Raw genomic sequence first — 12,639 nt, 5'->3', positions numbered from 1 at the left:
TATCAGCCATGTCGCAGCCGAATCCCAGAGAAGTCATTACCACTCAGGCTTTAAGCATTTGGGTAGCCGCCATGGCGGTCTACCTCGTAGCGATTACCGGCCGTACCTCTTTTGGCGTCGCCGGCTTAGATGCCATTGAGCGCTTCGATGTCGATGCCGGCCGTATCGCGGTCTTTACCTCAGTGCAGCTAGGTGTATATGCCCTAGCCCAAATCCCCACCGGCATCTTGATCGATAAATTCGGCCCGCGCTTACTCCTCGTGGTCGGCGCCGTCATTATGGGCATTGGCCAGGTCGTCCTGGGCTTTACCACCAGCTATGGCGTAGCCATTGCCGCACGCGTTCTCATCGGCGCGGGCGATGCCACAGCGTTTCTCTCCGTGATGCGCATCCTGCCCTATTGGTTCCCACTGCACCGCACGCCCATGTTTACCCAGGTGACGTCCTCGCTGGGGCAGATGGGTCAGTTCATTTCCGCGGTGCCCTTCCTGTGGTTGCTGGGCGCGGCCGGATGGACCGCCGCCTTCGTCACCCTTGGCGCGGTAGGCATCTTGGTAGCCATCGCCGCCATCGTAGCGGTGGCAGACTCACCGGAGAAGCTGGGCATTATTCCCACAGAGAAGGAACCACCCAACTCGCAGGCCACCAGCATCCCGGCCCGCTTGAAAACGGTATTCCGCTCCCCGGTGGCCTGGCAGGCTTACTTCATCCACTACATCGGTATGCTCCCGCTCATCGTCTTTGTCATGCTCTGGGGTATGCCCATGATGACGCAGGGCATGGAGATGTCCAAGGCCAAGTCCAGCCTGGTACTTACCTTGCTGGCGGTGTTCTTGGTCTTCGTCGGCCCGCTGCACGGCAAAATTTCCTCCCGCGCGCAGCATGTCCGCCCGTGGCTTAGCCTCGGGTTTGTCGCGGCTCACGCACTGACCTGGCTGATTTTCTTTACCTTTGGCACCGACAGCGGTCTGGTCGCGATTTTGGTGGTGTCCTTCATTACCGCGCTGTGTACACCGACGGCTAACTACGGCTTCGATATTGTGCGTGAGCGCATGGACCGCTCCGTGGTGGCCACAGCTACGGGCTTGGGAAATATGGGCGGTTTTACCTCTGGCATGTTGGGCGCGCAGCTTTTCGGCATGGTGTTGGACCACTCCTCCGACGCCCCCAATTATTCTATGCCGGATTTCACTGCCGCCGCGGCTGCGGTGCTAGCCGTCTGGGTAGTAGGCATGATTGGTGTGGTCATCACCCACTTCCTTCGCCGTCGCGCGGGCGAAGACGGGCCTTCTGTCACCATCGTGGAGGTTTCCTAGAAACCGTCGGTTGATTACTCCGGGTTGAGGATAAAGCGAATGGTTCCCTCAGGGTCCGCCAAAAGCTCCCGGGTCGCCGCCACGGCTTCCGCTTCGTCGAAGGCGATGCGTTCAAAGCCAGTATCGTTTAGTTCCACAATGTCTGCCCCCGGGCAGGCCAAAAGAATTGGCGAGTGCGTGGCGATGATTATCTGCGCGCCGCGGTCAACCGCTTGGGCTATTTCCCCCACTAGGGCCAGCTGCCGGATAACGGAAAGTCCCGATTCTGGCTCATCAAGGACATATACGCCTTGGCCATTTATGTGCTCATAGAGCATGTCGAAGACGGATTGTCCGTGCGAGCGGCGAGATAAATCTACATTCTGGGACAAGGTGGAACGTCCTGCCCGTTCGTCCGATGAATCTCCGCGTGCAATCAGATGCTCGTGTTTTTCAGCGCGTAGGAAATAGGCGCGTTGGATGACTTTATCCGTGACGCAGCGAATGGGGCTGCGGGGAACGATTTCATCGGGATCGTCCATCCGTCCGCCTTCGGGAGAGCAGCCCAAATCACTGGCCACGCCGGCGAGCAAACTAGATTTACCAATGCCGTTTTCCCCCACGAAGACGGTTACCGGCCTCCGCAGCTTAAAGCTTCCTAGGTCGGCCAAGTAATCGAAAACCGGCAGCTTTGCCCTGTAGTCATCGGGCTTAAATTTCAGGCTTAGGGCATCAATCAGCATGGCCTCTAGACTAATTCAGCTCATCCAATATGCGCAGCGCGTCTTCACGTGTAGCTTCCGCACCAAAGTTTTTCAGGTGGCCGGCCAAATCACCAGTGGGAAGTGATTGGGCGATGGTATCGGCCGGCACAGTATTGACGGCATAGGCCACCCCTACCCCGCCGGTGATGGGGATGGCAATGGCGGTGAGTACTCCCACCGCGGTCGACAGCGTGGTCTTGAAAGTCATAGTCTCCTCCAGAGGCTTCGGCACCGAGCACCCTGCCCGTTACCAATTTGTGATGTTTTACCTTAGGAAGAGTTACTGCCAAGGCCATGCCGCCTAGCTGCGGGTTGCCTGAATTTTCGCACCCAGTTCGCGAGGAAATAAAGGGCTAGTTTGCTGGATAGCTCTCGGCCACGATGCCATCGCTGGCCGGCATCACAAGGCCTCGCTCAAATGCTACGAGGACTGCCTTTTCATCGGATTCGCTGATGTCACCAGACTCCACCGCACTGTTGAGCTCGCGCTCGAGGTAGACGCGCACATCGGATTTTCCGTTTTCCGTCTGGGTAATATCCCGCGGGACGGAATTGAGCGGGATGCCCAGCGCCTTCGCCAGGGAGGTCACGCGGTTGGCGTCGGTGGAATCATCGTCCTTGATGTCACCATTGACTTGTGCGGGAATGTCTTCCTGAACCACGCCACCAGCCACGGCCTCGCCCACCGTCTTCGTCCCCTTCGGGGGATTATCGCGATTGGTAGCCCACACCCCGACAGCGATAGCCACGATGACGGCCACGGCTACAAAAGCCCACAGGTAGATGAGCTTATGTCGATACACTCCGCTGATTTTAGCCATGGTAACCAGCACCATCGCCGAAGGAACCGTAGTCATTGCCGCGAGGGTTCTCGCCGCGATCATTGAGGGCGTCGATGATGGAGCGGATGGTGGCCTCCCCTATGCGATCGGCGCGCCCCCACGAACGAGGGGCCTGGCGAGAATTGTGCGGTGCTGAATCTGGGCGCGGCGGCTCTGGCTTTTCCTCCCGGGGCGTAGAGACCTCGATGGTCAATGTGGTGCCGTCAAGGTGGAGGGCGTCACCGTCGCGCACGCCCGCGGCACGCGCTGCAGAAAGCAGCGCGGATAACTCGCCCACCGTGGCGTTGTCCACATCGAGTTGCAGCTTGAAAGACATAACTAGCCAGTCCTTTCTTATTCCCCTCCCACTTTAGAGTCCAAAAGTGCAAAAAGTAAGGGCGTGGTGCGCACATCGGGGACTTTCAAGGCTAACTCTAAGAATGCTCGAAGGATTCCTCCTCACCCCAAAAGACCTCATCTACAACCTTCCGGGCATGGCGGGTAAGTTTCAGATAGTTCTCTAAAAACTCTTGGTTCTCCTCCGGCGGCCAGCCAGCGGCACCGGCCACCTGGGCCAGCTGCGGGCCGGGCCCGGGCAACTGGTCGACGCGCTTGCCGCGTACGAGCACCAATGCATTGCGGGCGTCGGTAGCCATAAGCCAGGCGTCGCGCAGGTCCGAGACCTGCTCGGCAGAGAGGATTGCGTTTTCCTCCAAGGCATCGAGCACGCGCAGTGTGGACGGATCGTGCAGTTGGGCATACTCGTGGGCATGCATCATGGTCAGTAGCTGCACAGTCCATTCAATATCTGAGAGCGCACCGCGCCCCAGCTTGGTATGAGTATTGCGGTCCGCGCCGCGCGGAAGGCGCTCATTGTCCACGCGCGCCTTCATGCGCCGGATATCGCGAATGGTCGATGCGCTCGCGCCGCCTTCTGGGTAGCGGAAGCTATCGACCATGGATATAAATCGCTCGCCTACTTCCCTATCGCCAGCCACGAAGGCCGCGCGCAACAAAGCCTGCAGCTCCCACGACTCGCCCCACTCGCGGTAGTAGCGCTCATAGGAGGAGATGGTGCGTGCCACCGCACCGGAGCGGCCCTCTGGGCGCAGGCCCAAATCGACGTCCAGTGGTGGGTCGCCCGAAGGCTTAGACAGGCGGCGCCGAAGCTTATCGACGATCCCGATAGCCCACTTCACAGCCTCCCCTTCCGCGCCAGAGTCATCGGCCGGTTCGCTAGGTTCTGCCACCACAAGCACGTCCGCATCTGAGCCAAATCCCAGCTCCATGCCTCCCAAGCGGCCCATGCCGATAACGGCGATGCGCGCTGGCGGCTCTGCGTCCTCGTTGGCCAGGCGCCACGCGCGCACCTCGGCGCGAAGTGCAGCCTCAAGGACGGCATCCCAAATTGTGGATAGCTCATGGCACACCTGCTTGACCGGCATGAAGCCCAGCAAATCCGCACTGGCGATGCGGGCCAACTCCACTCGGCGCAAGGAGCGCGCCACCGCCACCGCTTTATCCGGGTCGGCGTGGCGCTTGCTGGAATTGACCAGCGCCTTGGAAACCTGTTCGGGCTTGGTTTCTAGCAATTTGGGGCCAGTGGCGCCGTCGGAAAGCTGCTTGACCGAATCCGGCGCGCTAATAATTAGATCAGAGGTAAACGGCGAGGTACCCAGAATGTGCATGAGCCGCTGGCCCACAATTCCTTCATCGCGCAGCATGCGCAAGAACCACGACCTATCGTTCGCGGCCTCCGAGAGCTTGCGATAGTTCAACAGGCCCATATCGGGGTCTGCGGTATCGGCGAGCCATTCCATCAAGGTAGGCAGCAAAATCGCTTGGATGCGTGCCTTGCGCGAGGTTCCCGCCGCCAAGGAGGTCAGGTGCTCGAATGCACGCTCGGGGTGGTTATAACCCAGCGCGGCCAGCTGCAGCTTGGCGGCCTCCGGCGAAAGCTTGAGCTCATCGGCGGACATGGTGACCACGGAATTGAGCAGCGGCCGGTAAAACAGGCGCGAGTGCAGCTCGGAGATCCGCAGGCGGATCCGGCGCAGGTGCGACAGCATGCGCTCGGCCGCCGACTTGGTGCCCTGCGGATAAAAGCCGGCGATGCGCGCCAGCCACTTCATCCCCTCTTCGTCGTCCTTTTCCGGCAGCGTGTGCGTGCGGCGGAAGCGCTCCAATTGCAGGCGGTGCTCAAGCAGGCGCAGAAACTCATAGGCTTCAATGAGCTGGGTGCCGTCCTCGCGGCCGACGTACCCCGCTGAAATCAGCGCCTCCAGCGCCTCCACCGTGGAAAGCGCCCGCAGCGTCTCATCGGAGCGACCATGGACCAATTGCAAGAGCTGGACAGCAAATTCGATATCGCGCAGGCCGCCCACGCCTAGCTTCAGCTCGCGGTGTTTGAGCTCTGCGGGAACATTGGCCAGCACGCGGCGGCGCATGGCCTGTACGTCCTCTACAAAGGACTCGCGTTGCGACGCCGTCCACACCATCGGGCGAATCTGGTCCAAATAGTCCTGGCCTAGCGGGAGGTAGCCCGTCATAGCGCGCGCTTTAAGGAGCGCCTGGAATTCCCACGTCTCCGCCCATCGCTTGTAGTAGGCCACGTGGGATTCCAAAGTGCGCACCAACGCGCCCGACTTTCCCTCCGGGCGCAGGTTCGCATCCACCTCGAAAAAGGTGGTGGATCCAATGCGATTAAACTCCGCCGCTAGCCGCGTGGCCCTAGGGGTTGCCTCGCTGCCAACGAAGATGACATCCACATCGGAGATATAGTTCAGCTCGCCTGCGCCACACTTGCCCATCGCCATGACTGCCAGCTGGGCGTCCAAGGGGTCATCACCGTAGATGGTGCGCACGGCACAGGCAAGGGAGGCGGTTAAGGCGGCGTCGGCAAGCGCGGTAGTCAGCGCCGTAATCTGGCGGAACCCTACCTCCGGCTGCAGCCTGGTCTGGCCCTTGCGTGAATGAAAGGTGCCCGCCACATCGCAGGCGGCAATGCGCATCATCAAAGTGCGGTAGGTCGTGCGCAGCGCCTGCTTATGCTCCCCCTCGCCGGCACGGTAAGTGCCCGCCGCGCTCAGGTCCTCGCGCGCCGGATCGGGCCGATCCAAGTCGTGAGCAAAGTCCGCAGGCTGGGCATCGACGGCACCAAGCAAACTTTGCAGCATCTCTTCAGACTGCGGAAGGGGTTTTTCTAGTTCTCGCCACAGCTCAGGGTGCGCCGCGAGGTGATCGCCAAAGGCGGTCGAGGCCCCCAGTAGTGCGAAGAGGCGCACGCGCAAAGATTCATTGGAACGCACGGCATCATCGAGCTCTGGGGCTTGTTCATAGATGCGGATCAGGTTATTGAGAGCCAGGTCTGGGTCGCCCACGGCAGCGAGGGTCCACAACAGATCGGCTGATTCCGGATTCTTCCACCCCAGCTGCTCAATATCCTGCGCAGCATGCGGGCGGGTAAGACCTAGTGTGGCCGGTGAAGGCACAGCAGCAGGACGCATTTTTCTCCTAGAAGTTCAGGTTATTGCGCAGCTCAAAGGTGGTGATTTGGCTCTGATAGTGATGCCACTCATCCCACTTGGAGCGCAGGAAGAACTCAAAGACGTGCTCGCCCAAGACTTCCGCCATGAACTCGGATTTTTCAAATTCTCGCAAGGCCTGATCCAAGCTGGTGGGTAGATCCTTATAGCCCATTGCCCGGCGCTCGCGGCGGGTGAGCTGGTGGACATCGTCCTCGGCCGGATCATCGAGCTCGTAGCCCTCGCGGATGCCTCTCAGGCCTGCAGCCAATAGCACCGCATATCCCAGGTAGGGGTTCATCGAGGCATCAATAGAGCGGATTTCTACCCGGCGCGATTCTTCCTTGGTAAGCCGGTAGGTGGGAACGCGGACCAGCGCGGAGCGATTCGATACTCCCCAGGTGGCTGCACCCGGCGCCTCGTTGCCGAACATCAGGCGCTTATAAGAATTGGTCCACTGATTCACAATCGCGGACATCTCCGTGGAGTGCTCCAGGATGCCGGCGATGAACTGGCGGCCGGTCTGGGACAAAGAGAATTCATCATCCGGATCGTGGAAAGCATTGGATTGGCCTTCAAAAAGGCTCAAGTGGGTGTGCATGCCAGAGCCCGGCAAATGTTCGAAGGGCTTAGGCATGAAGGTGGCACGCACATTGGAATTGGTGGCCACCTGCTTGATCACGTGCCGGAAAGTCATGATGTTATCGGCCATGGTGAGCACGTCCGCATGGCGCAAATCAATTTCTTGCTGGCCCGGCGCGGTTTCGTGGTGGCTAAACTCCGTGGCAATTCCCAGCGATTCCAGCGCTAGCATTGCCTTCCTGCGGAACAGCGGGGCGGTATCGTGCGTTGCTTGGTCGAAGTAACCGCCATTGTCCGTGGGCACCAAGTCGGTGAGTTCGCGGCCGCGCTCAAAAAGATAGAACTCGATTTCTGGCGAGGCCATGCAGGTAAATCCATCGTTGGCGGCCTCGGTGACCTGGCGGCGCAGGATATGGCGCGGGTCCACCATGGAGGGCTGGCCGTCTGGCTGTGCGATATCGCAAAACATACGGGCCGATTGCAGGTCCGGCTCATCCATATCAAAGGGCAGAATCTGGAAGGTGGAGGGATCTGGCAGGGCGATGGTGTCAGACTCAGAGATGCGAGAAAAGCCCTCCACGGAAGAACCATCAAAGCCAACACCTTCTTCGAAGGCCGATTCCAGCTCGGACGGGCTCATGACCACGGATTTGAGGGCGCCCAGAATATCCGTAAACCACAGGCGGATAAAGCGGATATCGCGTTCCTCAACGGTGCGCAAGACAAATTCGTGTTGGCTATTCATGCTTTAGACCTTACCGGCTCTCCCCCGAGGGATGTGCAGTTCATGCGTCAGTTTTTCCAGGGAGAAATGCGCAGGTCGCAAGAGCATCTAGGGGGTGGCCAGCGGGGGCTTTCCCGGAAGGAGCCAGCTTCCGCGCATGCTTTGCTAGGTGGGCAAGCGAACATACGTACACCTCTTAAAGGACGAATCTTTATGACCACCCACTGCAATGACCTTTCTGCTCACGTAATCGAACGCCTCATCACCGCCGCACAACAAGGCTGGGCGCCGGCGGACCTAGAACACGTCTTAGGTCCGCACGCCTACCCCATTATTTACCGTGCAAGCCCCCATGTGCCAGCACGAATTACCTCTCCTGCGCTGCGCAAAGCATGGCTCCAGATGGCCCCTCCGCAGGAGAATTTCATTCCGCGCGATAAGCTGCGCGCCATTATTAAAGAGCTCATTCACCTACCGAGGCTGCGCGATACCGAGCTTTTAGCCTCCGGCGAATCCTTGCGGGAGGATGGGCTTAGCGATAAGCAACGCAAAATCCGCGAAAAGGTGCTAGGCCTTTTGCGGAAAGCGGAATCTACCAGCTTTGAGGATGAGGCCGAGGTTCTCATCTCTAAGGCGCAGTCCCTGCAGCAGAAGTATCGCATCGAGGATCTCCTTACCTCCGAGCTACCTGATCTTATTTCCCACCGCGTGCACATCCACCCGCCGTATATCAAACATCAGGCTTCCCTGTTAAGCATCATCTCTGACGCCAATGGATGCACCACTCTCCTTATTCATGACAAGGGCTTGGCCTGTGTGATTGGCGCTCCTGCCGACGCCGCCCATTGCGCCGACCTTTTTGCCTCCCTCAACCGTCAATGCGATTGGTTCATGCGCAATGGTGACGGCGCAGAAATTGCCCGCGCTACGGGCTCTACCGCCGCCTATCGCCGTAGCTTCCGGCTCTCTTATGCCGCCCGCATCGGTGAATTGCTCACCCAAGCAAATGAGGATGGCATCGCAGATAACCTGCGGGAGTCCCAGTACTGCTCACACCACGCAGAGACTGTAGCCACCCAAACCCTTCCGGCACTGCAGGCGCGCACCGATCATGCCATCGACACTCGCAATCGTCTCTTTCCCAACCTGACGGAAATGTCTCTTTCCATGAACAGCATGCACGGCATCAACGATGGTATTGCCGCTGCCGATAAATCTCACTTTGGCGGTGATGCTTCCGGGATTGGTCCGGTCCCCGAAATTACCCAGTAATTTTGCCCTGCTCAACGCCATTCTTCTTTCCCGTTCCCTGCTAGCGAACGGGGGCGAGGAGTGGCACCGCATCGAGTGCTTAACGGGTAGGATCACCGGTGAGATTTATTTGGTCTAAAAAGTAAAAGGTACGTGAATGTCTACACAGTCTTTTCTCGAAGTTGAAGCGAAATTCTCCGTAGCCGAGTCCACTCAGCTCCCTGAACTGACCCGCCTCGAGGGAGTTGACCACGTTGCAGACACGCGCCACCACGCGCTTTCTGCCATCTACTACGACACCGAAGACCTCCGCCTGACCCACGCAAAGATCACCCTCCGCCGCCGCACCGGTGGCAATGATGATGGCTGGCACATCAAGATTCCTAGCGAGGCTGGCCGCACTGAAATCCACGCCGAGCTGGGGGAACCTGTAGATGGCCGCTACGAAGTACCTGAGGAGCTTCTCCACCAGGTCCGCTCCATTATCCGCCACAACGAACTCACCCCGATTGCGCAGGTAGACAACAAGCGCACCGAGATGGTCCTAGCGGATGCCGACAATAAGCCGGTAGCAGAATTCTGCGATGACCACGTCACTGCCTTTTCCTTCCTTCCAGGTGGCCAGCAGCAGTCGTGGCGCGAGTGGGAAGTAGAGCTCGCCGGTGAGCTTCCCGGCACTGAGGAAGGTACGCAGTTCATTCGCCGAGCCACTTCCCTGCTTATCGGTGCCGGTGCGCGCGTTTCTTCCTCCCCATCCAAGCTGAAGTCTGCTTTGGGCGATTCCTACACCAATGCCCCGCTGCCTCCAGCCCTGGTATCGCCGGATGTGGACCCAGACTCCCCTGCCGCGGCCGTCATCACCGCACTGCAAGCCAACCGCGACAAACTGGTTGATTATGACCCTCGCGTGCGCCGCGATGAGTGGGATTCGGTTCACCAGATGCGCGTAGCCACCCGCGAACTGCGCAGCCACCTGCAGACCTTCCATGGCATCGTTGTCGGCCCAGAGATCGACAAGATTGAAGCCGATCTCAAGGAACTTGCCGGCATCTTGGGCGTTGCTCGCGATGCGGAAGTTGTGGAAGAGCGCTGGCAGAAGCTGCTGGAGTCCGAAGATTCTGACACCTTGGATGACTCCACCCGCGAGCACATTGCGCACGATATGGGCAACGCCTACCGCCGCGCGCACCGCCGCGTTATCGCAGCCCTGGATTCCGAGCGCTATCTCGAGCTGCTGGAGTCTCTCGATCGTCTGCTCGCAGACCCGCCAACGGCCGATAAGCAACAAGAGTCCGCCCCGGTAGCTAGCGAAGCGGAGGAGACGGAGGAGCAGTCCTCTGCTGAAGAGGACGCCGCTACTCCTACCGAATCCAGCGAGGACAGCGCACCTGCTGCGGACAAATCCGAGCACAAGCCGGAGAAAAAGAAGTCCAAGGACAAGTCCGCTGACATGGACACCGTGATGGCGCAGCACCTTGAAAAGGCCTATAACAAGTTGGTCAAGCGCCATAAGAAGGCCGTGGAGAACTGGGATAACCAGGAATTGTCCCTGCACGAGCGCGAGGATTATTTCCACGATATGCGCAAGGCCGCAAAGAAGCTGCGCTATGCAGCTGAAGCAGCTGGTTCTGCCACCAACCTCAAGACCAAGCGCCTCTACAAGGCCTGCAAGCAGATGCAGTCGGTGCTCGGTGACTTCCAGGATTCCGTGACCTCGCGCGATAAGCTGCTCGAGTTGGCAGAGTCCGCTCGCCGTCGTGGGGAGAATACCTTTGGCTATGGCCTGCTCTACCAGCGCGAGCGAACCATTGGCCTGAAGGCTCTCGATGATTACGCCGAGTCTTTCAAAGACATCAAGGCCGCGTTTAAACCGCTGCGCAAGAAACTAAAGTAGCCGCGCTCCCCTGGCAGGTGCTGGGAAACACGGCTTTAAAAGAGATGGCTGGGAGTTAGTTACTTCCAGTCATCTTCTTCGTCTGCGGCATCTGCCGCGTCATTGCGGGCTTGGGCGATTCCGATGGCGTTTTCTGCCTCTTCGCGGGTGTCATACGGGCCCATCCGATTTTCCCAGCCAGAGGTCTTGCCTTGGCTGACTTCCTTAGTGGTGGGATCAAAGAACCACTTCTGGTCTGCATCGCTCATGAAACTATCCTCTCAGTTGTTGCATCAGCGGCACCGGCTAAGTGCCGCCGCTGATATGGTTTGTGCCCACACTACCCACGCTGTCTCATCGATGCCCGCTAGAATGTGGGGCAGCACAATTCTTTTATACGAATCCATGTCGTATTCCCCGCCACCGTGCACATAGGTGGCGGGCGTTCGTTGCTTTAAACGCACCGCCGCGTGTGTGGGGCAACGAAGACTACTGGTCCCAGAACCTGGAAAAGGAGCTTTAGCACCCATGCCACTGTGGTCAACGCCTGCAGAGCCTGTAGCCGAGCGCGCCGCCCAAGCACATACCGAGTTCACGGGCAGCGCTCCAACGCATACCGCCAGCGCGCCGGCAACGTGGTCCATTATTGGTGAACATATTGACCACTTCGGCGGCATTGTCGCCATGTGTGTGGGAAAGTTGCGCGCTGCAGCGGCGGTAGGCCCGCGCACCGACAGCGTGGTGGCCGTACATTTCCACCCAGCTCAGGGCGAAACTGCTCATGACTCGATTAGCCTGCAGGCGCTTGCAGAGCTGGCAACGGCGCAACAGCCCACCACGGATGCGGAAGGCCAGCCTGTTATTCCGCCGGCTCCACAAGGTGGGTTGGCGGCCCGCGTGGGTGGCATTGTCCACACGATGATTAACCGCCAGTTGCTCTCCCGGGAGACGGCGGGTGCAGATATCACCATTGCCACGGAAATTCCGGAGGGCGCGGGTCTGGGTGCGGACGCCGCCGCGGACGTCGCGGTGGCACTAGCGCTCATGGGTGCAGATGCGGACCTTGATGCGCCACTGAGGGCCCGGGTGGCGGATGTCTGCACCCAGGCCGTTTCCACCTTCGCAACGCGGCCGCCGCTGCGTGCACGCCACAGCGCAGCGCTGCGCAGCACGGGTGAGGGCGTGTGCATCATGGACTACGCCGATGGTTCTGTCACCCACGCCCCGCATGTGGTGGGCCGCGAGATGTCCGCCTTTGCGGTGGCGGTGCCGGAAGATTTTTCCGCGCAGGAGGAAAAGGCCATCGCCGATATCCGCCAGCGCCAGCGCTTTATCGATGATGCCTGCCACTCCTTTGGCACCGATTCGCTGCGCTTGCTTCCCGACGCCCAACAGCGCGTCCTCGACTGGCTCAAGGCCGTGCACAAGGTATACGGCGAGGAAGGCCGCCCGAGCATCAGCGCCGCCACGGAGTGGATGGCCTTTTATGAGGAAGAAACTGAGCGCGTAGAAAAATTTGCGCGCTGCCTGCGCTCGCACCGCGGCGCGGAGCTCTTCCCTATCGTGTTGCAGTCGCAGTCTTCCTTGGCCAATATCTACGGTTTGGATTCGGCAGAAAAACTCGCCGAGCTGGTCACGGTTCGCGGTGCCGTTGCGGGTCGATCGGCGCATGCCGGTACCTCGAACGCGGTCATCGCTTATGTTCCGGCGAAAAGCGCGCACAATTTCGCAGCTGACTTGGCTGAAGACGGACTGCTCGTCGTCGAGCTGCAGCCAGGCGAGGCCGCCCGCGGCGAAGGCTAGCA

General features: G+C 59.6%; 11 protein-coding genes. 4 read left to right on the top strand and 7 right to left on the bottom strand.

Annotated features, from left to right (window positions below):
- The first annotated feature begins 8 nt into the window (after window positions 1-8).
- Entirely contained in the window at window positions 9-1,316 is a 1,308-nt protein-coding gene (locus MHX61_RS06060) for a nitrate/nitrite transporter (RefSeq protein ID WP_239193537.1), read from the top strand.
- 14 nt (window positions 1,317-1,330) lie between these two features.
- Here MHX61_RS06060 and MHX61_RS06055 read toward each other — a convergent pair whose 3' ends face one another.
- The 6 genes from MHX61_RS06055 to MHX61_RS06030 all read right to left on the bottom strand — a co-directional run bounded on the left by MHX61_RS06055 (window position 1,331) and on the right by MHX61_RS06030 (window position 7,731).
- Complete coding sequence (locus MHX61_RS06055) at window positions 1,331-2,038, bottom strand: AAA family ATPase (protein ID WP_239193535.1); 708 nt, start codon at window positions 2,036-2,038, stop codon at window positions 1,331-1,333.
- A gap of 10 nt (window positions 2,039-2,048) precedes the next feature.
- The gene (locus MHX61_RS06050; protein WP_239193533.1) at window positions 2,049-2,267 is read right to left on the bottom strand and encodes a hypothetical protein; all 219 of its coding nucleotides are present in this window, start codon (window positions 2,265-2,267) and stop codon (window positions 2,049-2,051) included.
- A gap of 145 nt (window positions 2,268-2,412) precedes the next feature.
- A complete protein-coding gene (locus MHX61_RS06045) occupies window positions 2,413-2,916 on the bottom strand; it encodes a hypothetical protein (RefSeq protein ID WP_239193531.1) in 504 nt (167 codons plus the stop codon).
- Entirely contained in the window at window positions 2,873-3,217 is a 345-nt protein-coding gene (locus MHX61_RS06040; protein WP_239193529.1) for a hypothetical protein, read from the bottom strand. Before MHX61_RS06040 ends, MHX61_RS06045 begins: the two co-directional genes overlap by 44 nt.
- A gap of 97 nt (window positions 3,218-3,314) precedes the next feature.
- The gene (locus MHX61_RS06035) at window positions 3,315-6,386 is read right to left on the bottom strand and encodes a bifunctional [glutamine synthetase] adenylyltransferase/[glutamine synthetase]-adenylyl-L-tyrosine phosphorylase (RefSeq protein ID WP_239193527.1); all 3,072 of its coding nucleotides are present in this window, start codon (window positions 6,384-6,386) and stop codon (window positions 3,315-3,317) included.
- A gap of 7 nt (window positions 6,387-6,393) precedes the next feature.
- Window positions 6,394-7,731, bottom strand: coding sequence for a glutamine synthetase family protein (locus tag MHX61_RS06030; protein ID WP_150850861.1), 1,338 nt, complete (start codon window positions 7,729-7,731; stop codon window positions 6,394-6,396).
- A gap of 192 nt (window positions 7,732-7,923) precedes the next feature.
- On the opposite strand from MHX61_RS06030, the gene MHX61_RS06025 reads away from it, so the two are divergent.
- The gene (locus MHX61_RS06025) at window positions 7,924-8,982 is read left to right on the top strand and encodes a DUF2786 domain-containing protein (RefSeq protein WP_239193525.1); all 1,059 of its coding nucleotides are present in this window, start codon (window positions 7,924-7,926) and stop codon (window positions 8,980-8,982) included.
- 136 nt (window positions 8,983-9,118) lie between these two features.
- Window positions 9,119-10,855 carry a CYTH and CHAD domain-containing protein gene (locus tag MHX61_RS06020; protein ID WP_239193523.1) on the top strand — a complete coding sequence of 579 codons (1,737 nt, stop codon included), beginning with the start codon at window positions 9,119-9,121 and terminating at the stop codon, window positions 10,853-10,855.
- Between the two features lie 59 nt (window positions 10,856-10,914).
- On the opposite strand, the gene MHX61_RS06015 is transcribed toward MHX61_RS06020, so the two are convergent.
- Complete coding sequence (locus MHX61_RS06015) at window positions 10,915-11,103, bottom strand: hypothetical protein (RefSeq protein WP_204611356.1); 189 nt, start codon at window positions 11,101-11,103, stop codon at window positions 10,915-10,917.
- A gap of 259 nt (window positions 11,104-11,362) precedes the next feature.
- On the opposite strand from MHX61_RS06015, the gene MHX61_RS06010 reads away from it, so the two are divergent.
- Window positions 11,363-12,637, top strand: a complete 1,275-nt coding sequence (locus MHX61_RS06010) for a galactokinase family protein (protein ID WP_239193521.1) — start codon at window positions 11,363-11,365, stop codon at window positions 12,635-12,637.
- Window positions 12,638-12,639: the final 2 nt, after the last annotated feature.

The organism is Corynebacterium sp. ACRPF (assembly GCF_022347395.1).
Taxonomy (GTDB): Bacteria; Actinomycetota; Actinomycetes; order Mycobacteriales; family Mycobacteriaceae; genus Corynebacterium; species Corynebacterium tuberculostearicum_D.
This window is presented reverse-complemented; position numbering and strand designations above follow the sequence as displayed.